28 protein-coding genes are annotated in these 22051 nt (G+C 66.5%); 6 read left to right on the forward strand and 22 right to left on the reverse strand.

The window, feature by feature from the left end; translation table 11 throughout:
• Positions 1–7 precede the first annotated feature (7 nt).
• The 11 genes from AB7E35_RS04425 to AB7E35_RS04475 all read right to left on the reverse strand — a co-directional run bounded on the left by AB7E35_RS04425 (position 8) and on the right by AB7E35_RS04475 (position 7667).
• On the reverse strand, positions 8–592 hold the full coding sequence (locus AB7E35_RS04425; RefSeq protein ID WP_428167159.1) for a TraV family lipoprotein: 585 nt from the start codon (positions 590–592) through the stop codon (positions 8–10).
• Positions 593–654: 62 nt separating this feature from the next.
• Complete coding sequence (locus AB7E35_RS04430; protein WP_016448300.1) at positions 655–1500, reverse strand: DsbC family protein; 846 nt, start codon at positions 1498–1500, stop codon at positions 655–657.
• Complete coding sequence (locus AB7E35_RS04435) at positions 1484–2890, reverse strand: TraB/VirB10 family protein (protein WP_428167160.1); 1407 nt, start codon at positions 2888–2890, stop codon at positions 1484–1486. Before AB7E35_RS04435 ends, AB7E35_RS04430 begins: the two co-directional genes overlap by 17 nt.
• The gene (locus tag AB7E35_RS04440; protein WP_227468466.1) at positions 2887–3780 is read right to left on the reverse strand and encodes a type-F conjugative transfer system secretin TraK; all 894 of its coding nucleotides are present in this window, start codon (positions 3778–3780) and stop codon (positions 2887–2889) included. The genes AB7E35_RS04435 and AB7E35_RS04440 overlap by 4 nt, the downstream gene beginning before the upstream one ends.
• A gap of 85 nt (positions 3781–3865) precedes the next feature.
• Positions 3866–4432 (reverse strand): type IV conjugative transfer system protein TraE, encoded by a 567-nt coding sequence (traE, locus tag AB7E35_RS04445; protein WP_013722349.1) that lies wholly within the window; start codon positions 4430–4432, stop codon positions 3866–3868.
• A 14-nt stretch (positions 4433–4446) separates the two neighbouring features.
• The gene (gene traL, locus AB7E35_RS04450) at positions 4447–4746 is read right to left on the reverse strand and encodes a type IV conjugative transfer system protein TraL (RefSeq protein WP_013722348.1); all 300 of its coding nucleotides are present in this window, start codon (positions 4744–4746) and stop codon (positions 4447–4449) included.
• Between the two features lie 31 nt (positions 4747–4777).
• Complete coding sequence (locus AB7E35_RS04455) at positions 4778–5140, reverse strand: hypothetical protein (RefSeq protein ID WP_016448297.1); 363 nt, start codon at positions 5138–5140, stop codon at positions 4778–4780.
• A 114-nt stretch (positions 5141–5254) separates the two neighbouring features.
• On the reverse strand, positions 5255–5959 hold the full coding sequence (locus AB7E35_RS04460; RefSeq protein ID WP_016448296.1) for an OmpA family protein: 705 nt from the start codon (positions 5957–5959) through the stop codon (positions 5255–5257).
• Positions 5956–6471 (reverse strand): lytic transglycosylase domain-containing protein, encoded by a 516-nt coding sequence (locus tag AB7E35_RS04465; protein WP_341274937.1) that lies wholly within the window; start codon positions 6469–6471, stop codon positions 5956–5958. The genes AB7E35_RS04460 and AB7E35_RS04465 overlap by 4 nt, the downstream gene beginning before the upstream one ends.
• A gap of 195 nt (positions 6472–6666) precedes the next feature.
• Entirely contained in the window at positions 6667–7164 is a 498-nt protein-coding gene (locus tag AB7E35_RS04470; protein WP_063460933.1) for a hypothetical protein, read from the reverse strand.
• A gap of 194 nt (positions 7165–7358) precedes the next feature.
• Positions 7359–7667, reverse strand: coding sequence for a hypothetical protein (locus AB7E35_RS04475; protein ID WP_016448293.1), 309 nt, complete (start codon positions 7665–7667; stop codon positions 7359–7361).
• Between the two features lie 122 nt (positions 7668–7789).
• On the opposite strand from AB7E35_RS04475, the gene AB7E35_RS04480 reads away from it, so the two are divergent.
• A complete protein-coding gene (locus AB7E35_RS04480) occupies positions 7790–8035 on the forward strand; it encodes a helix-turn-helix domain-containing protein (protein ID WP_013722342.1) in 246 nt (81 codons plus the stop codon).
• Between the two features lie 14 nt (positions 8036–8049).
• On the opposite strand, the gene AB7E35_RS04485 is transcribed toward AB7E35_RS04480, so the two are convergent.
• The 5 genes from AB7E35_RS04485 to AB7E35_RS04505 are packed head-to-tail and all read right to left on the reverse strand — an operon-like array spanning position 8050 to position 13361.
• Complete coding sequence (locus tag AB7E35_RS04485) at positions 8050–8673, reverse strand: DUF4400 domain-containing protein (protein ID WP_016448292.1); 624 nt, start codon at positions 8671–8673, stop codon at positions 8050–8052.
• Positions 8670–10577: a conjugative transfer system coupling protein TraD gene (gene traD, locus AB7E35_RS04490; protein ID WP_428167161.1), complete on the reverse strand. Its 1908-nt coding sequence runs from the start codon at positions 10575–10577 to the stop codon at positions 8670–8672. The genes AB7E35_RS04485 and traD overlap by 4 nt, the downstream gene beginning before the upstream one ends.
• A 1-nt stretch (position 10578) precedes the next feature.
• Positions 10579–12342: a MobH family relaxase gene (gene mobH, locus AB7E35_RS04495; RefSeq protein ID WP_428167162.1), complete on the reverse strand. Its 1764-nt coding sequence runs from the start codon at positions 12340–12342 to the stop codon at positions 10579–10581.
• 53 nt (positions 12343–12395) lie between these two features.
• A complete protein-coding gene (locus AB7E35_RS04500) occupies positions 12396–13046 on the reverse strand; it encodes a FlhC family transcriptional regulator (protein ID WP_016448289.1) in 651 nt (216 codons plus the stop codon).
• A complete protein-coding gene (locus AB7E35_RS04505) occupies positions 13047–13361 on the reverse strand; it encodes a hypothetical protein (RefSeq protein WP_016448288.1) in 315 nt (104 codons plus the stop codon). It lies immediately after the preceding gene.
• Between the two features lie 311 nt (positions 13362–13672).
• On the opposite strand from AB7E35_RS04505, the gene AB7E35_RS04510 reads away from it, so the two are divergent.
• A complete protein-coding gene (locus AB7E35_RS04510) occupies positions 13673–14359 on the forward strand; it encodes a S24 family peptidase (RefSeq protein ID WP_227468464.1) in 687 nt (228 codons plus the stop codon).
• Positions 14360–14427: 68 nt separating this feature from the next.
• On the opposite strand, the gene AB7E35_RS04515 is transcribed toward AB7E35_RS04510, so the two are convergent.
• The 6 genes from AB7E35_RS04515 to AB7E35_RS04540 form a co-directional block, all read right to left on the reverse strand.
• Positions 14428–15492 (reverse strand): DUF932 domain-containing protein, encoded by a 1065-nt coding sequence (locus AB7E35_RS04515; RefSeq protein WP_016448286.1) that lies wholly within the window; start codon positions 15490–15492, stop codon positions 14428–14430.
• A 261-nt stretch (positions 15493–15753) separates the two neighbouring features.
• On the reverse strand, positions 15754–16758 hold the full coding sequence (locus tag AB7E35_RS04520) for a DUF7146 domain-containing protein (RefSeq protein ID WP_016448285.1): 1005 nt from the start codon (positions 16756–16758) through the stop codon (positions 15754–15756).
• Entirely contained in the window at positions 16745–16930 is a 186-nt protein-coding gene (locus AB7E35_RS04525; RefSeq protein ID WP_016448284.1) for a hypothetical protein, read from the reverse strand. The genes AB7E35_RS04520 and AB7E35_RS04525 overlap by 14 nt, the downstream gene beginning before the upstream one ends.
• 62 nt (positions 16931–16992) lie before the next feature.
• The gene (locus AB7E35_RS04530; RefSeq protein WP_016448283.1) at positions 16993–17322 is read right to left on the reverse strand and encodes a hypothetical protein; all 330 of its coding nucleotides are present in this window, start codon (positions 17320–17322) and stop codon (positions 16993–16995) included.
• Between the two features lie 11 nt (positions 17323–17333).
• Positions 17334–17582: a hypothetical protein gene (locus AB7E35_RS04535; RefSeq protein ID WP_016448282.1), complete on the reverse strand. Its 249-nt coding sequence runs from the start codon at positions 17580–17582 to the stop codon at positions 17334–17336.
• A 70-nt stretch (positions 17583–17652) separates the two neighbouring features.
• Positions 17653–18255, reverse strand: a complete 603-nt coding sequence (locus tag AB7E35_RS04540; protein ID WP_016448281.1) for a hypothetical protein — start codon at positions 18253–18255, stop codon at positions 17653–17655.
• Positions 18256–18748: 493 nt separating this feature from the next.
• On the opposite strand from AB7E35_RS04540, the gene AB7E35_RS04545 reads away from it, so the two are divergent.
• The 4 genes from AB7E35_RS04545 (at position 18749) to AB7E35_RS04560 (ending at position 22046) form a co-directional block, all read left to right on the forward strand.
• Complete coding sequence (locus AB7E35_RS04545; protein ID WP_273624868.1) at positions 18749–19528, forward strand: DUF1845 domain-containing protein; 780 nt, start codon at positions 18749–18751, stop codon at positions 19526–19528.
• Between the two features lie 389 nt (positions 19529–19917).
• Positions 19918–20154: a helix-turn-helix transcriptional regulator gene (locus tag AB7E35_RS04550; RefSeq protein ID WP_142085767.1), complete on the forward strand. Its 237-nt coding sequence runs from the start codon at positions 19918–19920 to the stop codon at positions 20152–20154.
• 498 nt (positions 20155–20652) lie between these two features.
• Positions 20653–21495 (forward strand): pantoate--beta-alanine ligase, encoded by an 843-nt coding sequence (gene panC / locus AB7E35_RS04555; protein WP_063460686.1) that lies wholly within the window; start codon positions 20653–20655, stop codon positions 21493–21495.
• Positions 21496–21623: 128 nt separating this feature from the next.
• Positions 21624–22046: a GNAT family N-acetyltransferase gene (locus AB7E35_RS04560; RefSeq protein ID WP_428167163.1), complete on the forward strand. Its 423-nt coding sequence runs from the start codon at positions 21624–21626 to the stop codon at positions 22044–22046.
• The last annotated feature ends 5 nt before the right edge of the window (positions 22047–22051 follow it).

Raw genomic sequence — 22051 nt, forward strand, 5'->3', positions numbered from 1 at the left:
GGTGGCCTCACTGCGGATGGGTGCCCAGGCCCGCCGGGGGCCGACTGAGCGAAGGGAAGGGATTGAGGGACGTGGGCCGCTGCACCGCGCCCTCGGAGGGGGCGGGCGCGTCGGTCTCGGTGGGTGCCTGGCCGGACGAGGATGGGGCGGGGGAGGGGGCCGCGGGCGGTGGGCGCAGCGGCGCGTACTGGTCGCGGATGCGCTGGCGGACGTGGTCGATCTGCCAGCGCCCGGTGTCCACCTGGACGTAGACGTAGCCCTGGTCCCACAGGTCGCCGTCGGCGTCCTCCCAGGGCTTGGTCCACAGCCGCAGGACACGGGCCTGGGAGCGCAGCGCCAGGGCGGGCGCGTCGCCGGTGCCGGCCAACGCATTCGCGGCTGTGGGAGCCGCGAGCGGCTGACGGGCCGGGGCCGGTGCGACGGGCACCGCGCTCCTCGACGGCGCCGCTGCATCGCCCGCGGCGGTGCCCGACGTCCGCTGGCTGGGAAGGTTCTCGTGCAGCGCGTTGGCGTAGGTGCCCGACACCGAGTCGCAGGCCACGCCCTCGGGCGCCGCGCAGGCGTATTTGGACCCGCCGCTGAGCCCAGACATGTTGACGCAGGCGGCCAGCGGCAAGAGCAGGGCCATGGCGCAGAGGCGCAGCGTTGTCGTGCTCATGGCCGTTTCCCCGTGCTGGCCGGCTTGGATGCGGACTTGGCGGCTTCGGCGAGCCGGGCCTCCAGCACCTGGCGGCCGACGTAGCCGTCGGTGCGCGTGCCGTCGGCCCAGATCAGCGTGGGTGTTCCCTGCACCCCGAGCCTGCGTGCCAGTTCGAGGTTGCGCGCGATCGGGTGCTCGCAGCTTGCAGTCGGCTGCTGCAGACTCGCGTCCGCTTGCAGCATCCATTGCCGCCAGGCGCGCTCGCGGTCGGCGGAGCACCAGATCGCGACCGGCCGGGCCTCGCCCTGGAAGGGCACGAGGAAGGTGTAGACAGTGACGTTGTCGATGCCAGCGAGCTCGGGCTCCAGCTGCTTGCAGTAGATGCAGTTCGGATCGCTGAAGACCGCGACCTTGCGCTGGCCATTGCCGCGCACGGTCTTGATCGCGTCGTTCAGCGGCAACTGGTCGATCGAGACGGGTGCTGCCGACGTCGACTCCGACTGGAGTTGAGCACCTTGGGCAGCGCTGCGCTGTGCGATCCTGGGGCCCGTGATGTCGCGCATGCTGGCCGTGTCGAAGAGGCGGCCGAACACGAAGAAGCGCGGGTTGGCGGCCGTGACGTAGGCCACGTTGCCGTTCATCCAGACCTCGTAGAGGCCCTCGACCTCGGTGCGTGCCACCTCGGTGAACTGGGTGCCGGGATGGGCCATGCGCAGCGCGCCGAGCAGGCGGGTTTCGTCGGGCGTCGTGGCTTGGCCGGGGGTGGCGGCGGCCAGCAGCACCGCGCACAGCGCCGCAGGGAGAAGCCTTGCGGCGAAACGAGGGCGCCGCGCGCGCACGGGGTCAGTAGTTGCCATCATCGGTGGCCTCCAGGTAGCGGGTTTCGGGGGAAGGGGAGCGGCGGGTGGCCTGCCCGGCCATGGCGGTCATCGGCACGTCGATGCGCACGCCCTTGGTGATCACCACGTCGATCTGCCGGCCGGCGTCGACCTCGATGACCGGAAAGGTGTTCTCGGCCAGCTTGATGTAGTACTGGGCCAGGCGGTCCAGGGCCTTGCCCACGCCTTGCCCGAGGCCCGCCCGGTAGGCGTCGGCATTGCCGTCCGCGCTCGCGATGGTCCCGAGGGCCGAGGTGCTGTAGGTGGTGTTGGCGGTAGACAGACCCTGCCCGATGCCGCTGACCACCCCGGCCAGGAGCGCATTCGCCAGCATCTGCCCCTGTTTGGTCACCAGCCTGCCGCGCATCCCGACTTTGCCGTCCTCGCCGTAGACGCTGCCCTGGATGCGCACTTCGAGCGTCGCGCCGTCGGCGCGCACGCACGACAGGTTCTCGGTGCGCAGGTAGGCGCGCTCGGAGCTGATATCGCCGTAGCCGGCCGCGATGATGAAGCACTCGCGGTACTCGCCGCGGAACTGGTTGGGCAGGACGCTGTTGTCGGAGAGCCGGATCAGCACCGGGTGCGGATTCGATTGCGACTGCCCGCCAGTGGGGGCGTCCAGGCCGCCGAGCAGGATGCCGCGCGTGAAGCTGACGGGCAGGAAGGTCGAGACCGTCTTGGGCGTGGTGGCCGACGCAGGTGGGCCGTCCCGCGCGGCGGTGCCATCGCCACCGGCGGGCGGGCGGGCGCGCTCTGCCAGTGTTATCCGGGAGATCACGGGCGTCGGCGGTGCTGGCGGTGCGGGCGGCTGCAGGTGGGGCGGTCCGGCCGGTATCGCACCCAAGCCGCTGGCGGTGGGCGGCGGCGCTGGCGGCAGGCTGGCCGCGGGCGGCATGGCCGTGGGGCTCGGGTCCGGGGCTGTGGGGGTCGGTGGCGGCGGTGCGGCGGGCTTCGGCGCGGCTGCCTGCTGGCTCGCGGTCAGGCGTTGCTCCAGTTCGGCGAAACGCTGCATCGTTCTTCCCTCGAAGGCCTGCCGCTCCTTGTTGAGCCGGCTCTGTTCCTCGCGCTCGGTTTCGTACTGGGCCAGCTTTCGGCCCGCGGTACCGACCCACTGGTCCACCGGATTCACCTGGCCGCCGGGCGGCAGGACGCCGATGTTGGTGACGTCGCCGGGCTGCGTTGGGCCCGCCCGCCCGTGCGGCTGGTGGTTCGTGGCGGAGAAGCTGAAGATCAGCCACAGCAGGCCGATGCCGCCGCCCAGGATGGCGGCCAGCAGGGCGTACTGACGCTGGCGCGGCGAGAGGCGATCCAGCAGCCCGCGCACGGCATAGCCGGGCGGGCGCCCGCCCGGTGGCATGGAGGGCGTGCTCATCGCGTGCCTCCCCGCCGGATCACGTAGATGCTGGTGGTCTCGCCCGGACGCAGGTTGTGGTGCTCGATCGCGATACCGGCGACCGCGCCGCCGGCACGGCTGTCCGGACGGTCGAACTCCTGCTCGGCGAGCACCATCGGGGCCGTGCCGACGTTCTGCAGCGTGTATTTTTCGCCGGTGAGTCCGCGGCCCTCGTACAGGCGCAGCAGCGTGAAGCGCGCCTCGGCCCAAAGCTGGATGGAACGCGATGTTTCTTCGACCCGGACATCCGGCGGCACGCGATCCGAGGCCATCGCCACCAGCAGCGCCTTCATCGTGCGCACATGGCTGGGGGCCGGGCCGGAGGGCGCCGCGTCGGGCGTGGCCGGGCGTAGCGCGCGCGGCGTCTTGTCGCGGATGACGATGGTGTCGGCCGGCGTGTCGGAGCGCCGCAGCAGAAGCGTGTAGGTGGCGCTGGCCGAAGACACGAAAAGGTTGATCGGCCGCGTCGCATCGCCGACCGGGCGGATGTAGACCTCGCCCTTGTCGCGGTCGCACTCGACGATGACGTCGCCGGCCGGGTTGACCGCGGGGGACGTCAGGGCGGCCGGCGTGGCCGGGCCGGGCGTGGTGGAGGGCACCCCGGGGGATGCCGCAGCGGCCGGCAAGGGGGAGCCGCCGCAATGGCTCGAATAGATGTTGCCGAACACGTCCGTGATCGGCGTGCCCTCGATGCGGATGCGCGTGGGCTCTTTCAGGGAAGCGATGGCCTCGACGGCCACACCGTCACTGGCCTCCACGACCTGCAGCGCATGCGCCTGCAGGCCGAAGGACAGGGCCGTGACGGCGAGGATGCGGCGTGCCGCCGGGGACAGGCTATCCCAGCGCTGGCGCGACGGTGCGCTGTGCAAGGGAGGCAGTTTCGCGAGCCTGGTCGGGGCGGGCCGGGGTCCGGTGGGCGCGGGGCCGACCAGGCGTGGCGGCGTGCATGCGATGTCACTTGACCGCATAGGGCACCTCCTTGAATCCGATGACGTGCATGCGGGCTCCGGCGTGGCCGAAGTCGATGCGGTAGGCTTTGAGGTCGTTCGCGGTCTCGTAGCCGTTGACGAGGGTGCGCAGGCGTCCCCGCACGACCAGGGACTGCGTGTCCTCGCTGGACACGAGCTGCTGCGGCGCGAAGGCCGTGGTGGCGTTGATGCGCTTGAGGCGCTCGGCCTCTACTTCCTGGCGCGTCTTGAGCGCGCCGTACTGGGCCGGATCGACGTAGCCGAGCAGGATGTCCTTCTTCCAGTCGATCGTGCTGGGAGTGACATCCAGGATCAGCCAGGCAACGAAGCTGCCCATCTGCTCCAGGTACTCGCTCGATGCCTTGTCGCCGCTGACCCAGAAGGTCTTGTTGAGCGATGGCGGCACGATCACCGTGCGCACCGTGCCCAACAGGTTGAGGATGACGATGAGCGCGAGCACCACGCCCGTGGCCAGCGCCCCGACGGCCAGGGCAAGGCCGCGGTTGCGCCGGCGCAGGTCCTTGAGGTCGCCGCTGAGTCGGTCGAAGTCCATGGCGGTGCTCCGGCTCAGCCCACCATGCGGCGGATGTGCGACGGCGGCGTCGCGCGCATCGACGTCGCGGGGTTCGTCGGCAAATGCCAGTAGAGCCAGTGCAGCGCGAAGGCGGGGTGCTTGTCCGCCTTCAGGCGCGAGATCCAGCGCGAGACGGCGATGCCTGCGGCCATGCAGGCTGCGAATGCCGCCTTGCTCGAGGACAGGTAGCCGATGAAGAACGCCAGGACGATGGGCGCGGCGACGTCGACGTCCCAGAAGCCGATCTTCCATTGATCGTCCAGACGCCGCGGGATGTAGGTGTCCGCTTGCATGTGGGCCTCCGGGATTTCGACGCGCCGGGGCTCAGACGACCGCGCCCATGATCGCGCCGGCGATCACCAAGCCCACCGCCGCAAAAATGGCCAGGCCGACATAAAAAAGCACGGGCCCGAAATTGCGCAGCGCGGACAGCGAGATGAGCGCGACGACGAAGCCGACGAAGCCGACCAGGGCCTTGATGCCGGGCCCCAGATCGGCGATTTGCGTGAGTGCCGAGGTCAACGGACCGGTGATGCCCGTGAAGGCCACGAGGTCCAGTGCGTGGCTCGGGAAGGCGAGGGCCAGGCCAACGAAGGCGATGACCATCAGGCAGAGGAAGCCGGCGAGCTTGCGCGTGGGTGAGCGCAGAGCGGCCGGGATGGGAGTGGACAGGATGGCAGTGCTCATGAAAGTGCTCCAGCGAAAAGGACGAGACGACGGGTGGGATCGGGTGTCGGTACGGGTTGGCGCGTGGGCGGGGTGGCGGACCGGGGTCCAGTGCTGGTGAAGGCTGTCTGCCGCTCAGGGCGGGTCGTGGCCGTCGATGCGGTAGCGGATCTCGACGCGGCGGTTGTTCGCCCGGCCGGCCGGGCTGTCGTTGGATTCGGCGTAACAGCACGCGCCTTGCGCGTCGACGCTCACGCGCGGCGCGATGGCGGGCGACAGAGCCAGAAGTTGGCGCAGTACCGCCTGAGCGCGGGCCTTGGCGAGGCCGTCGTTCGTGGCCGCAGGGCCGGTGCTGTCGGTACGGCCGCTGAGCGTGATCTCGCTCGCCTGGGCCAGCCGCGGCGCTACCTCGCGCAGCGCCGCGCGGGCGCTCGGCCCCAGCTGCGCGCTTGCGAACGGGAAGTGCACGGAGACCTGCTCGAAGGCCGGCGGCTCTGGTGCCTTGGCGGGGACCGAAGCGATGGGCGGCGGAGTACTCTCTTCGAGCTCGACGTCGGCACTTCTCGGCAAGGCGGGCGTTGCCGACGCGGCCGGGGCTGTGGATTGCACAGCGGCCGGTGCCAGGGTCTTGGGCGTGCGCTGCGGGCAGGCGTCGCCGCGGCACAGTGCGAATGCCGCTCCGTCGCCATGTCCCCGCTGCGCCAGCTGTGCCCGTGCGATGGGCGTTGCCGGTGCGGGCGGAGCGACCGGCGCGGGCGGTGTCGCCGCGCACGCCGCGATGGCCAGGCATGACGCTGCGGCGCTGGGGCGCCACGCTGGCATGTGCGTCCTGCGCGTCATGGCGCGACCCTCACGTGCAGGTCGCGGCGCTGCGACGGAACCGTGGTGGCGGTCGGCCAGGCGGCCAGCGGCGTGCGGTTCTGACGTACCGCCGGCAGGTGCCGGTACACCTTCCAGGCGTAGGTGGCGCGCGCCTTGGTGCAGGCCTCGCCCTTGAGCTGGCTGCAAGCGGCGTTGTAGGCACCCACGGCATTCCAGGTGATGCCGTGGCGGGCGAAGCTGTCAGCCATGAGCCAGGCGCCCACCTGCAGGTTGATGCAGGGGTCGTAGAGATCGGCCTCGCGGATGCCGAAGCCGGCGAGCTTGGGCAGGTGCCGGCTGTTGATCTGCATCAGTCCGATGTCGTAGCTGCCGGTGCGTTGCGCATGTGCGCGGTTCACCGCCTTCGGGTTCAGGTTCGACTCGGTGCGTGCAATGGCATAGAGCAACTCCGGCGCCACGCCGTAGCGCTGGGCCGCGGTGTCCCAGCACGGTGTCGCCAGCACCGGCATGGCACACGTGATCGACCACACGAAAACGACAACCGGACGCATCGAAGCCCCCCGAAGGTGTTCAGGACCAATCCGCCACTGGACGAGCGCAGGGCGGGCGCGGGGTGGGGACCGGCAGTGCCGGTCAGGGTCTAGTGCGGGTGGGGCCGTGGAGGCGGCTGGCGGGAGCCGTGGCCCGTTCGGGTCGGTGCGGGTGGGCGGCGTGACGCCGCAGGGTCAGCGCCGCTGTTGCGGCGCGCGTTGGACCAGATGGCGCTCCACCATGTTGCGGCGCGCCTGGCCGAGTACGGCCGCGCCGGATGGATCGTCCTGCTGGCACAGGGCTACGCAGGCGGTGGTGATCTGGTCGAGTCCGAACTTGGGGTTCGGATGCCTGTTCACCGGGGAACATTGCAGGTTATGGAGCAACTCGTACTGGGATCGCCACAGTGATTCGCGTCGGCGCGGCGTGGTCGGCGAGCGCATGACCAGATCCGTTCCGAGAAATCCGAAAATGCGCTCGGCGGCGTCGCCGCGGGTGAAGACGATGGCCACGCAGGCACTGAGCAGATCCGGGATGCGGAACGTGGGCGATACGTTGTCGCCGCTGCGCAGCAGCGCATACAGCCAGTTGTGTTCTTCCGTCCACAGGCGGGTTTCGACCACGTCGGTGGCGTCAATCCCGCCCGCGGATGGCAGGTCTGGAAGGTGAATGTTCGGCATGGCAGTCAGCATGGCGTCGGTCCTCGTGTCCCGGAGTGCAATGAACACGCTCATGAGCGCATGGACGTAGGGTATGAGCGGGCGGCGCGAACGTCGCCTCGCAATGCCGCTCTTCTGAGGGGTGTTTCGCGATCAGCGTCCCAAGGCGCCCGGACAGGCCGGGGCCTGAAGGCGGATGGTGTCCGGCACGCGAGGCTCCGCGCGCGTCAGGCTTCGGGCAGTTGCGGCGCGTACAGCGGAAGCTCGTCGAGGGTTGGGGCCTCGGCATCGAAGAGCAGCCATTCGACTCCCGCCTGCGCCGCCAATTCGCTGATCAGGGCCAGGTCGTGCTCGACCGGCGCACGGTGCGGCGCAGTGCCTACATGGACCAGTCCGCCGAATTCGGTGGGATAGGCGTTCACGGAAAGCGCGTTGGTCTGCAGTTTCGCGCGTGTAGTGGGCAACAGGTGCGATAGCGAAACGACGGCAATGGTTTCGGCCAGTTCCCGTAGGCGGCCGATGCCGGCAGTGTTCATGCTTGGGCCTTCGCAAGGGTGGTGTGGTTCGAGGATGAAACCCATGCGCCAGGAAGATCTGCTGAAAATTCTGTGGGTGATCGTCCGTGGTGCGATTGCCATCATAAATCCACTATGCGGGAATGCCTATTTCCTCGCCACGGCACGCCCACGACCCTGTGCTCACTGCACTGGGCGATGCCATTCGCCGAAGCCGGCGCGCGCGAGGCATCTCCCAGGAGGATCTCGCGCACGTCAGCGCCGTGGACCGTTCCTACATGAGCAGCATCGAGCGCGGAGTCCAGAATCCCGGCCTCGTCTCCATCGTTCGCATTGCGCGCGCGATGGACATGACGGTCACCGAACTGATGGCAGAGGCGGAGTTGTAGCGGGTTCCCCCGGCTCAGGCGCGTCGGTGGAAATGAGCGATGGCGCGGCCGAGCAGCACGGCCATTGCGATGGGAAACCCGGCCAACGATGCCGGATGCAGGTGCACCGGCAACACGAAGGCGACGATGGTGGAGCAGGCGGTGATGATCAGCAGCGAGCACCACACGGCGAACATCTCGGGGTCGTGCTGCAGGAATTCCTTGGACCGGATGACGCGCACCAGCGCGCCGTCGGTGGCCGCGACCAGCACCAGGGGGAGCAGCCAGGGCAGCCATTCGAGCAGGCTCGACAGGCGATAGCTCGCGAGCATGAGCAGGGCGTCCACCGAACGGAAGTAAGGGTTGTCGAACAGGCGCTGGTTGACCGTGGCCATCTCGACCGCCACCGCGCCGTTGATGCCGGGCGTTCGGGGCATGTCGCGGGCCGCTGGCAGCGGACTGGCTTGCGCCGCATCCGACTGCAGGCGCATTGCGCGATCCAGCATCCGATGGGCCGGCTGCGGTCCCCAGAACGCGACGGCCGCTTCGTGCTCGCTGCGCAGCTGCCCCAGGAAGCGCACCGGCGGATGCGCCGAGGGTACGTAGAGCACCAGCACGAGCAGCATTACCAGGGAGACGACTGCGACGGCACGGATCATGCCGCGACCTCTTCAGTATGAACGTCGGCGTCAAGATCGGGGTCGATGATCGGGAAGCGGCCCTTGATGATGCGTCCGCCCGATACCGATGCGAAGTACTGCAGATTGGGCAGCTTGCCCAGTACCTCGGCGGGCACCACCTCCTCGAAGCTCTCTGTGAGTTGCGTCGAATAGCTCGATGAGAAGTCTCCCAGGTGCGCGTCGGCGCCGTGGCTCAGGCCGACGCGCACCGTATGGATGGCGGTCTTGCCGAAGGTCTCGGTGACGAAGTCCTGCGTCGGCCGGTCTTTGGTGCGCAGGGCGATCAGGTTGTTCAGGTTTCCGACCGCCATGCGCGCAGCGTCCTCGCTGCCGAGGCGCTTGGCCAGGTCGGCCAGGGTCTGCATCGCGCAGGTCGTGAAGATGCCGCCCTCGGCGCCCTTGTTGAGGATCTCGATCAGCGGCTGGTTGATGACGTTCGAGACTTCATCCACGAACAGCGAGATGCGCTGGTAGGTGCCGAGGTTGTAGCGCATGCCCGCGCGCGCGGCCTGGTCGGCCAGGGCCAGCGCGCCGATGGCGGAGGCCACCGAAGGATCCGGCAGCGAATCCAGACACATGTAGAGGACGTGGCCGCCGCGTTCGATCTTCTCGAAGTTCATGATCGGGCGTTCGTCGTCCGCATCGAACGGGTCGGGCGACAGGCTGCGGCCCAGGTCGCCCGAAGTGAGCATCGAGAGGATCGGCAGCAGATTGGCCGTGATCTTCTGGTAGTGTTCCCTGTTGTGCCGAAACGTGCGGACCTGGGCGTCGAGCGTCTTGTTGCGCTGGTTCTGGGCCACGTGGTGCTCGTAGTAGGCGACGAAGGCCATCAGGTCGGCGCTGGCCGCTTCCGAAGTGCGGCGCATGTTGCCCTTGTGTGCGTCATGCAGCAGCTTGCGCATCTCGGGCTGGTCGCGCCAGCCGTTGCCGAGCAACTGCTCGTAGAAGCGCCGCAGCGAGGCCTCGAGGACCGGCTCGATGCCGCCTTCGATGTACTTGGTGAGCTTGATGAGGTTGGGGCGCTCTTCGAGTTCGACGAGGCCCTGCACCACGACGTTCACCGCATCCCAGCCGAAGGCCGAGAAGGCGCCCGCGGTGTCGGGCGGCATGATCGACTGGATGCGCGACGCGATCTCGGTCGGCTTCTGCCAGTTGAACGTGAAGTCCAGCCGGACGCCTCGGTCGGGGAAGGCGGGGTGGAACTCCATGAAGGTGTCCGGCTCGCGGTAGTCCGCGCAGGCGCGCTCGACGATGCGCTTGAGCCGACGGCTGTTCTTTGGGTCGATCACGATCACGACGTCGCCGCGGCGCACGGCCTGGGTGATCAGGTTGGCCAGCGCCACGCCCTTGCCGGATTGCGTGGTGCCCACCAGCAAGGTTCCGCCTTCGAAGTTCTGCAGTGGCCGATGCAGCGGGTGCTCGACGGGCTCCACTCCGTGGATGTACGGCAGGCCGATCTCGGCGTCGGGCTGGGCGGCATGCCCCTGGCCGAGCAGGCGCTGCAGCCAATGCGGGACGGTGAACTCCCGGTAGTCCACTTTCGAGAGTTCGTACAGACGCTGCGCATGCACCGGACGCCATTCGAAGCCGAAGCCGAGGAACACCTGGGCGGCGTCCTCGCTCAGGCGGGCGAGCTGCCGCGGGCCGATGACCTGGATGCGACGGCCGCTCAGCGAACCGCGCAGGCGCAGCACGCGCACGGCCTGGCCGAAGCGGTGCAACGCCATGGTCGAGCAGGCGCCAGCGATCGCCAGAGACGGAAGCAGCGGCAGCGTTCCCGCAGCGGCCACGCACGTGAAGTAGCAGGCGGCGACCAGCCAGGACATGCCGGCGTGCGCCTCGAAGGCGGTGCGCCAGGGCATCTCGTAGCGACGGACAAGCATGTCATTGGCTCCTGCGCCCCGTGCGCAGGGCGGACGCCCCCGGGGCTTCGGACGCGCCCGAGAGGGCAAAGGCATGCGGGTCGAGGCCTTCGACGTGCGTGGACATGAGGACGATGCCATGCACCGTGGTATCGCGGATCTGGCGGGTTACCGCGGACGGGCCGCCCGAGGGCGGGCGAAGAATCATCCGGGCATCGTCGAGGGCGCGGATCGCGATGCCAGGCTGGACCCCGCGATGCTCGAATTGCGTCAGAGGAATGAAGAAGCCTTCGGCCTCGGTGATGATGTCCGGTGCTTCCGTGCCGTCGTCGAGGGCTGCCAGGATGTCGACAAGCGCTGTGCGAACGGCCGGGTTCAGCCTGAGCGGCGCCAGCAACTTGACAGAGGGGCGGGGGGCCAAGGGTTGGGCCGGCGCCGTGGAAGTCCCTGTTTCGTTCGGACCTGCGATCGTTGGAGGGGAATCATGTGCCGTGCTTTCGGCGGGGGGATCGATCAGCGACAACTGCATTGCCGATCCGCCCGATGCTGAAGATGGTGCAACCGTGGGCGCGGCCGGGGCCGCTGGCAAGGCCTTTGCAGCCGGCGGTGCGTTGTGCTGCGCCTTTGAGTCAGATGGTGTTGGAATAAGGTTGGCCTCCAGTGCACTAGGCGGCGGCTCAAGACCTGCTAGCAGGATGGCGGATCTGGTGAGCTTGACGGCCTCCATGGGTGCCTTGGCACCTGGCGGCTGGATCGTCCAGGTTTGTCGCGCCGCTTCGGCTGCCACAAATACGCCTGCCTCCAGTAGCAGCTCCAACAGGGTCTGCGGAGATTTTGGGATACCGACGAGTTGGTCGTTCTCGAGAAGAGCCAGCACATCTTCGGCCGCGCCGGGCCAGACCAGGAAGAGCCCTTCCGGCCCCAGCCAGACGCGGCTTTTGTCACGGTTGGCCGTCCAGGCCGAGTGGCCGGCCGCGAGGCGGCGCAGCGCATCCACCAGGTAGCGCTCGAGGTGCGAGCCGTACTGAGGCTTGCCGTAGCGGTCGGCGCTGGCCAGCAGGTTGCGGTCGATCACCAGCGCCAGCGAGCGGCGCACAAGTTCGTCGAGCACGTTGTGTTCGCGGTACTGCGGGATACCGCCGATGCTGGCCATGAGTTGCGGCACGATGACGGCGTTGCTGCTGCCCAGCATCTGGAGCACCGTGGCCGGAACGACATGCGGCAGCGCGAAGAGTCCCAGGCCACGCGACTCGCGCGCGTTTGCGCGCCAACGCACGAAGTAGCGGTCCACGCCCCGGGATTCGAGCCACGGCGCCAATCCTCCCAGGAATGCCGGCCATTCCTCGCCGTCGGCGGTGGTCACGATCAGGTGCGACAGTACCCGATGCAGTTCGCAGCACAGGCCGCCGATGAAGGTTGCTATCCGCCAGCGCGGCTCCAGCTCGCGGCGCTCGGAGATCGTCGAGCGACCTGAGAAGATGTGCGCATCGGTTCCCTGCAGACTGAAAAAGGCGGTCTCCAGTCCCAGTTGCAGCAGGCCACCCGGCGTATGGAAGTAGTTGCCGGCGGTCGCAGGCAGCAGGTGCACGAAGCGCGCGTAGCCTTGGATCAGCGGCAGCAGATCGCGCTCGAAGGTGGCGCGGTCCGCGCCGAAGCACAGCTTGATGCGCGCCAGCAGTCCTTGGTGGAGCGCGAGAACGGGGACCAGCGGCAACGCCTCGAAGCCGGGATCCGAGGAAGAGAACGAATGTGCAGCGGTGCCTGGTGGCGAAGGGCTTGGAGCCATCGAAGAATCTCCGTGCCTGTGCGGTCGGATGGAGATCCATTGTTCAGGGTTGGCTATGGCTTGGCCGTTGGCAATGGGGCCGGAGTGACGGGGGTTTCGCCATCGGCACCCCGAATTGGAGCGAGGTGAACGATGATGTCCGCGGAGATTGGGGGTGGCACGACATAGGACGCGGTCAATCTCGGATCCCGACCATGCCGGTCCAGCAATTGGCAGAACGGGCAAGAGCGCGATGCCGTATCCATGCCGCCCAGCGTGTCGAGGAACTCGCTGCCGCAACGGGGGCACGATGCCAGCTGGAAACTCGCCGCCTTCGCTATCCATAGCCCTTCAGTATGGGCAGCAAGGTCGAAGGCGCGATCGAAGCTGATGCGCAACGGTTGCCGGTGCATCGACTGGTAATAGCGGTACGCCTCCACGAGGGCTTCGGCCGCAGGGCACCCCAGTTGGCGCAGCCGGCCGAAGTTGGCGACAATGACGGACGCTTCGATCCGGTGCGGCAGGTTCGCACCGTGATACCACTCACGGGAATCCGGTGCGCGGCCGCGTGGCGGGAGTGCCTGGCCGCTGAAAAGCAAGTGCAACAGTTCCCGCGGACGCAGGCCGGTGAGGTGATGAATGGTTCGGATGCGTGCTCCCAGCGTGGCGCAGTCTCGGGCCAAAGCCAGCATCCGCATGCGATGGCCGATTTTTGTTCCCGGCATTCAGCGGGTCACCTGGATGGGATCCAGCGACGGAGGGAAGGGCGGGCGCACCGCAGCGAGCGTGCCGACCAATGAGGGCGGCGAGTCGACCAATGCGAGAAAGTCGTTCCTGGGCACGAACAGCGATGTGTCGCCGACGGCATGCACGAGAGACCAGATCTCGGACGGCTGCATCGTACGCAGGCGCTCGGCCTGGGTGGCGTGCAGATGGAATTTGCGGCAGGTCTCCACCAGGTCTCGCTGCGCACCCACGAGGATCACGTGGAGCAATTGCAGGTTGGTGGATTGCACATCGGACAGATGCAGGTGGCGCATGATCGGTTCCTCATATCCCGGTTGTGTGGTTCAACGATGTTTCACGACGTCCTCGGAGCGAGTTGATGGGGGCTTTTGGGGATACAGCATATGCTGCGCTTTGCGCGAAATCCCGCATCCCAAGCTGCGCGCGGAGAGTCCGCAGGACTTGCCACCGACAAATGGCAGCTTTGGAGATTGATTTCGCATTCGCGCACATCCGGTAACAAAAGTAGCAGTACAACACGCGATTTGCGATCGGCAAGGAGACAAGCGTGACACCCATAACCACTGCAGCGCGCTGCCCCACGAGGCGCGCGCCTACCCCGCGAATGAAAGGGCTTGAAGGTGGCCTGCGTGCCAGGGCTGGGCACATAGGCCGCGAAGCCGCAGAGGTCGATCTCGACCTCGTTCCTGGTGTGCGTGATCGTCTGCATGCCAGACTGGTCGCCATGGGCATACCCGCCACGAAGGAGGTGTCCTATGTGGCCGGCATCACGCAGCGAGCCGCGCAAAGCGTGCGCCGCTGGTTTGATGCACGCGAGCCCGGGTTACCGGACCTCGAATCCTTTGCTCGGCTGTGCATCGGCCTGGGGTGCAGCGCGGACGAGATCATTGGGGCCCTTCATCGCGAAGGGCACGATCCGGCTCGCTGCGCTCACATGGTCCAGATGGCCAACTGCATTCGCGCGATCACCGATTCGCTGGCCCGCAGGGGCGAACTGGGAATTCCGGTCCGTGTGCCTGGCGACGAAATGGCACCACGCCTGAAGGCCGGGGACATCGTGTTCGTGAAAACGGCCATCACTCGTATCGAAGGCAATGGCATCTACGCATTCACCCGCGACGACGAACTTCTTATCCGCCGCGTGGAGCAGCGAATTGACAAGAGCATCGTGCTTCAGTGCGACAACAAGGCCTATCGGGATCATGAATGGAAAGGGGCGGCAGCAGCCGCGCGTTCCGGCGTCAAGCTGCTTGGCAAAGTCCATGGCGGGATCAGCGTGCAGGTGTTCTGAAGGAAGCCATTCTGTGCCAATGGCGGGCTGCAGGAGGGATTGACCCTCCTGCAGCCGCGACACGTTTCTCAGGCGGCTTCGGCCAGCGGCTTCCACTCGGATGCCGACAACTCGATGAGCTTGCCGCCCAGGACCTCGAACTCTGTGGCCCGGTCGTAGTCCTCGACTTCCTGGCTGAAATGCGTGACCGCGTTCACCAGGCCGTAGCCCGACAGATCGCCACCTGCCACCAGGTGGCGCAGCACCCCTGACCGTTCCGCTTCGTTGAGCGTATAGCGCTGGGCCAGCACCTCCACACTGTGCACCGGGTCGCCGACGAGCTTGATGCCCATGGTCCTTTGCATCTTGGCCGCAGCTTGATGGAAAGTCACTTCCGACACCGCTGCCTGCACGACGTCGCGGACCTTGAGGAAGAACGCTTTGTCGTCGGCCTGCAGGGTGTCGTCCTGGTAGACCGTCACGCCTTCATCGTCCTGTGCGAGAGAACGCCCGACGTGCGTCTTGCGCAGGGCGCGGTCGGCGACGATGAGGCCGTTGCGGCACACCAGGCGATAAAGCAGCGGCTGCACAGACAGCGTGCCCTGGCCCACCTCGGAATTCGAGATAGCGATGCCTGCCTGCACGATGTCGCCGGGCGCCATCTCGAACTTCAGCTGCGGCGTGACGCACTTGATGTACATGCGCGTCTCGGTCAGCTCCACGGACTCGAACCGGAGGTCGGGCAGGCCCTTGAGGATGGGCAGGACATGCACGGCCAGGTCGTAGTTGTCCAGACGCCGGTAGCGGTCGGACAGCACGGCGCGCACCTGTCCGTCGAGGGTGCGCAGCAGGCGCCGGTCGGGCTCGCTTTGCAGCCAGGTGTTGACGTTGCGGTCCAGCAGCGCCGGCTGGCTTTCGCGCATGCGTTCGAAATAGGCATACGGGATGTTCAGCTTGTCGGCGAGTTGTCGGCGCGCGAGCGATGTCACGCCATATGCCGCCGGTCCGCTTGCCTCCTCGACCACGAGGGTCGTTCCACCGCCTTCGCTAGTGCTGTGGCGCACGAGCGGCGAGGACACCACCAGATCCTTCTTGGTGTCGAGCTGGCGCTCCAGCTCCTGGGCCAGATTCAACAGGGTACGTCCACTTCTCATGACAATCTCCTTCGGAAAGAAAGAAGCGGGAACGGCAGAGCCCCGGCGGGGATGCGCATCCCCGCATGGGCTGATGAAGGACCGGCGTGAGCCGGCCCGCGATCGCGCAATCTGGTTGCGCGCAGAACTCCCAGGCTGCCTTCGCCGCGTGAACGGCCTGGTCTGGCAGCGACCAGGGGAGAAACCTTTTCAGCGCAGACGCGCGGGAGGCGAATCTGCGTTGAAAAGGCGGGATGGGCGAGATGCCCATCCCAGCAAGGGTCACGCGGCCTGCAACAGCAGGGCTTCCTGCCGCTGCCGCCAGACGTCGGCCCAGTCGGAGCCGATGCGCCGGGGCAGATGCGGGCGCACTTCGCGGCGACCGCGGTGACAGGGCTCCCTCATGAGCCGGCGGGCGAGCGCGTAGGTGCTGGCTTGGCCGGTGAAGTCGCCGTCGGCATCGTTGTCGCCGTAGATGCCCACGCTGACGACTGTCTCGGGGATCCAGATCTTTTCGAGGTTGCCTGCGCTGAGTGCGCACCACACGGGCCTGCCGGTCGCCAGGAACACCGCGATGCCGGTCTCGATACCTTCGCAGACCGCGAGGTCTTCGGTCGCTTCGGCCAGCCGCACGGCGGCACCAGCAAAGCCACTGCTCAGCACCTTCTTTGCATCCGGCGCATCGAGCTTTCGGCCATCGCGCAGATAGGTGCGGTGCAGCGTCACCGCGCCCTGCGCGTCCTGCACGCTGGCCAGCATGGCGGGGTATTCCGCGACCTTGCGGGACTTGGCTGCCCCCTCCTTCTGGTAGTAGCCCAGCGCGGGGTGGAAGCGCAGCGAGGGCGGATAGTTACGGAGCGCGAGTCCTCGGCCACGCAGGTAGCGGTCCACCTCGTCGCCGAGGGTGATGGGCCGCGCCTCGTTCCAGATGCGCTGCGCAAGCTTCTTCATCCGGTCCGGTGTCGGCTCATCGGCCGGCCTGGCCGGAGGCAGAACCCCCAGCAGTTTCTCGACGGCGCACAGCGCGGTGTGGAAGTCCATTCCCTTGCATGCCTGCAGCAGCTTGAAGCCGCCGCCTGGACCGCACTTGCGGCAGTGGTAGTTCCCTTCGCCGAATTTGTCGGTGTACTGGAACCGGTCCTCTCCGTCGCAGCACACGGGGCAGGCCATGGGCTTGCGTTTGAGCATGCGTTCGTCCAGCCCCATGGCACCGAGAATGTCGGTCCAGCGCCCGTGCGCACGGCGTTTGGTCGCGTCCACACGGGCGGCGTATTCAGCGTTCTGCATGGCGGTCTCCGTCCTGCTCCCGCTCTTCGGCCGGGTGCCCAGTCGCGATGTGATGCGCGCCTGCTAGCCGGGCGCTCTTCAGCACTTTGGTGGCCGGCGTGAACCGGTCGGCGAAGGCGCGGCGCTCGGGGCGCAGGGTGCCTTCTTGCTCGATGCGTACTTGGATCTTCATGGAGATCTCCTGTGAGGCCAGGACTCTGCCCCAGCGGGACGGTCCGCTGGCTGTGGCGAAAATCAGGCAGTGCCATCGATGTCGCGGGACACCGATGCAGTGAACAGCTGGCCGCAGGCCAGTGCCTGGGCCAGGCCGTGCTGCTCGAAACTCGAGGGAAGCAGGTGCCGGCTGTCCAGGATGTCGCCGTGCATGTCCAGGCGCTCGACCTTGAAGCCCAGCGGGTGCCAGTGCACGCGGTAGATCAGCCTGTCGGCACCGGCAATGACGAAGGCCCTGCCGGCCTGGCCGGTCACGACTTCGCTTTCCTTGACGAGGTATTCGATGTCGTCCAGCGCCCTGACGGGGAGCAAGGCCTCCGACGGCTTCGGGTGGCGTGCGGCGTAGTGCATGGTTTGACCCTTCATTCGTTGTCCGGCCCACAGGCCGGACGGGAAATCGCCGCCGTGGCGCCGAGGCGGACAGTCCGTGCGTCGGCCGCAAGCGGCGGCTTGCCTTCCGCTGCCACGCCCGCAGGCGCGGAGCAGTGAGGTGGCGTGTCCTCGCGCATGGCTTCTTCCATCGCGATGGCATCCTGGTAGTCCAGGTGGCTGGCGAACCCATAGGCCACGAAGATCGCCAGGAGGCAGAGAACGTCCTTCCATTCGGTCATGGCGGACTCCTTTCAAGTTGCAGGGTGGGGCGGGGCGCGCCCCAGGGGTTGGGGCTTCAGGCCGGAGCAGTCAGGCGAAGAGATCGCCCTCGAGGGCGGTGCGCCGGATCGCTTCGTTGATCCACTGAGGGTTGCGGGCCAGACGGGACTCGATCCATTCGGGGTGGTCCACGATGGCCTCACGCACCCAGCTCGGGTAGCGCATCAGGGTTTGGCGAAGCCAGCTGCGCACGGCACAGCGGATGACGTCCCGGACTTCCTCGACGTCGACCAAGCCGCAATACGGCAGGGGCGACAAAGGGCTGCAGCCCACCACGCGAAGGCAGGAGACGAAGCTGAATGGCTTGCGATCCTTCTCGCGCTCGGTGAACACCCAGCGCAGCGTGTCGAACTTCTCTTCGAGCGGTGTCTCGGGATCTGCCAGTCGGCCGATCTCCTTGAGCAGCCGCCAGTGCAGCAGCACGATGTCTTCCTCGCTCCATTCGACGGGGGACCTGTCGTCCGGGTCATCGAGCATTGCCGCGGCAGTCGCGGGTGGAACGACGTGCGCATTTCCAGCCTGCAGCCGTTCAAGCAGGACCTGGAAGGCCGTCCGCTCGGCGTGCATGCCTTCGGGCAGGATCCCGATCGGCGGGCAAGTACGGATCTCGGATGAGATGCTGGGGCTCAGCATGGTTGGCTCCTTGGGATGACGGCAGGAGCCAACGCACCGATCTAGAGGCTGTTAGCCCCCAGGGGGTGGATGAATGAACGGATCCGTGTGGCGGATCAGGGATTCCAAGGCTGGCTTGGACACGGCGCGATGCGCCGTGGGGCCGGTGCGCCAGCGACCGGCAGGGAGAAAGCTTTCGGCACCAGGCCGAGGGCGTGGGAGCCCCCGGGGCTGGCCTCGAAAGCCGCCGGCGGGAAGCATGCGTAGAGACAGCGATCCCGAGCGTGCCGTGCTCAGACCGTGCCGACGGAACTCCAGGGCTTGCCAGGGGTGCAGGGCCAGCTACTGCATGGCTCCCACGGTAGGGGCCGAACCCTTATGCGTCAATGCCCGAAGCGCCATCAGTCCGCCCCGATGCCGAAAGCAGCCTGACTTCGTGGCCGTTTCGCGTGGCGATGCGCCAAGGTCTTGCCGATCATTTCTCCGAAGCTCGTTGCACCAGGAGAAGATGACTATGGCCGACCTCGATTTCGTCAAGCACGACCAGGGGGGTGTCAATGCCCGCATCCTTGCCCGAGAAACCAAGGCCGACTTCCGGCGAGTGGAGGCCGCGAGCCTGAAAATCAAGGCCAGTTTTGCGAGCGCCGAGGGCAAGCGCCTGTTCATCCGGTACTTCAATACCTTTCAGCTGGGCATCCATTTCATCTCGGTGATCTCACGAACCCGGCTCAATCATGAAGACGTCGCGAAGGTCGAGACGCTCATCCGAGAACAGGTGGACAAGGTTGCCGAGCAACTGAACCAAGCTATTGACGGGGCCGAGGCTCTGTTTAAAGCCAACGGCATCACGAGCGTCGCTACCTATGACACGGTTGCCCTGGAACTGGAGGTGGGCGTGCTGTCCTCCAGCAGTCGCAGGTATCTTGAGATCCTGGGCAAGTTGGATCAATTGATGCCTTTGCTGCAGACCCTGGAAATCCATGAGGTCATCACAGCGCAGGCAGTCGACATCGAGCGGGCTGCGCTCAAACGCAGGGTGCGCGACGTCGCGAACGGTGCCCGAAATCTGGCGTCGCGGTTGCGGCGCGAGATGAATGCACTAGATAGTCGTCGCCCAGCCAGCGACATGGAAACGATGGCAGATGCACAAGAGCCTAGCGGTGGAGCAGGACAGGGTGACGTCGGCAGCCTGACTGAGTTTCCAAGGGAACACGAGGGTCTTGCCGGGGCTGGCGCTGCTACTGGGAGGTTGGAAGACCCAAAGCGCGATGAGCTCACAGCGGATCCCCAGTAGAGAGAAGGCATCGCCATGCACAAACGGAAGCGCTTGCGAGGGTTTTTCTCCGCACTGCTCATACTAGGGCGCCAGCAAGCACGTGAAGCTTGTAGAGTAGACGGCAGCAATGGAGATGCTCATCGGGCCTTCCATTGCCCGCCCAGCAAGATGGGCACGTCGCAGTCGTCACCTGCCTGCTGACAGCCTTGGGAGGCTTCCTGAAGTGTGCTGGCGATTCGTGCATGCGCGCGCGTCGTCCCACGTCTCCCCCTCTTTGCCCGACCGGACCGTCGGCAAAGATGCGTAAGTCCTGCGTTCCTTGGCAGCGGAACCCTTTCGACCAACACCGCTGCGACAGAGCTGGTTATCCCTCAGATCTCGGACATAGATCCGGGAAAGGAATGATCATGCAAGACACTTCTTCGCTTAAGCCCGTGCGCTCCGGCCAGTACACCGATCTCATGACGCTACCCCACACTGGCTTTGTGCGCCAGAGCCTGCTGCTCAGATTCGTACCATTTTCCAAATCAACGCTCTGGAGGCGGGTGAAGGCGGGTCTGTTCCCTGCGCCTGTCCGGATTTCCGTCGGCATAACGGCATGGCGGGCAGAAGATGTCCGTCACTGGATCGCGGAGCAGAAATAGCCGCGTATTGATAGCTTGGTAGGCAAGAGGTACATCCCCATTCTCCTGCAAGGTAAGTAGGGGAGGCGGGGCGATACAGCCTCGAATCTATTGCATGAAGGGGCGGAGTAAGACTTGGATCGCTGGCGGTGCAGGGCGAGCGCGAGGTGGAGCCAATCCTGAGAGCCTGCGCAAGATTTTGTTTGCAGCGCGAAGTAGAGGGAGAGATCGCTGAGCACACAGTCGGTTGCGTGTCAGCGTGCAAGCGGTCTGTCCGCCTCTGAGAGGAAGTCGGATGATTTCCTTGAAGAATTCCGAGAAAATTCCATATTTGCCAAACTCACGTGCAGGCCCTGCACCCGATCGAAGGCCCCATCGGCGACGAAACGCATGATGTCCCAGCTGCCGCGCAGGGCCGTCCAGCCCCCCGCCGTCCTCGTCGAACGCTAGTCCGTTGACGCGGCCTGAGCCCTTGGCCACCTTCCCCGACAATTAGCTCCGCGCCTGATGAATCCACCCATGCAAATCGTCCACACCATCTCTGACCTGCGCGACGCCCTGGCGGGTCGCGGCCGTCCCGCCTTCGTGCCCACCATGGGCAACTTGCACGACGGCCACTTGGCCCTGGTGCGCCAAGCCAAGCCGTTGGGCAGCGTCATGGTGGTCAGCATTTTTGTCAACAGGCTGCAGTTCCTGCCGCACGAGGACTTCGACAGCTACCCGCGAACGCTGGAAATAGACGCTGGCAAGCTGCACGCCGAGGGCTGCGACGTGCTGTTCGCGCCTGCCGAAAAAGACTTATACCCGCAGCCGCAAACCTTCAAAGTGCAGCCCGATCCGCGACTGGCTGACATCCTGGAGGGACACTTCCGTCCAGGCTTCTTCACCGGCGTGTGCACGGTAGTGATGAAACTGCTGGCCTGCGTGTTCAGCGGCGGCCCGGGCACGGCCGTGTTTGGGCGCAAGGACTACCAGCAGGTCCTGGTGATCCGCCGCATGGTGGAGCAGTTCGCGCTGCCCATCGACATCGTGACCGGCGACACCTGCCGCGCCGGCGACGGTCTGGCGCTGAGTTCGCGCAACGGCTATCTGGACGAAGCAGAACGTGCCCAGGCCGTGCAACTGAGCCAGGCGCTACGCGCGCTGGCCGATGCGGCGCTGCAGCTAGGCGCCAGCCTGCCCGCGCTGGAGGCCCAGGCGGTGGAGCGCCTGCGCAAGCAGGGCTGGCAGCCCGACTACCTAACCGTGCGCCAGCGCGCTGACTTGCTGCCGCCTGCAGAGGCTCCGCAGCCGGGCCAACTCGTGGTTCTGGGCGCGGCGCGCCTGGGCGGCACGCGGCTGATCGACAACTTGGAATTCTGAGCACCGCACCCCGGCCCGTCCTACTCGCGGTTCATACCTTTCCAGTTTGGAAAAGGACAGTTTTATGGAGCCGCACAGGGGGCGGCTGTGCACACGAACATGAGCAATCAACATACGATGGATACGCCGTGACCCTCAAGATCCGCAACGAAACAGCATCCGATGTAGCGGCCATCGAGGCCGTCACGATAGCGGCGTTCCATGATGCCGAGCACACCAGCCACACTGAGCACTTCATTGTGAACGCGCTGCGTCATGCGGGGCAACTCACGCTGTCGCTGGTGGCTGACGACGATGGAGCGGTGGTCGGCCATGTGGCGATCTCGCCGATACGGCTCTCCATTGGCCCTGCGGATTGGTTCGGCCTGGGGCCGTTGTCGGTCTTGCCGCAGCGGCAGAGGCAGGGGATCGGCGTGCAACTCATGAACCTGAATCGCCCAGGGTTTTGTAGACAGTCAAGAGCCTCCTATTTCCTGTCCAATAGGAGCCCGTATGAGCAGTCAACGTTACCCCGAAGAATTCAAGACCGAGGCGGTCAAACAAATCCTTGACCACG

This window comes from Diaphorobacter sp., from assembly GCF_050251835.1.
Taxonomy (GTDB): Bacteria; Pseudomonadota; Gammaproteobacteria; order Burkholderiales; family Burkholderiaceae_C; genus JBFXIE01.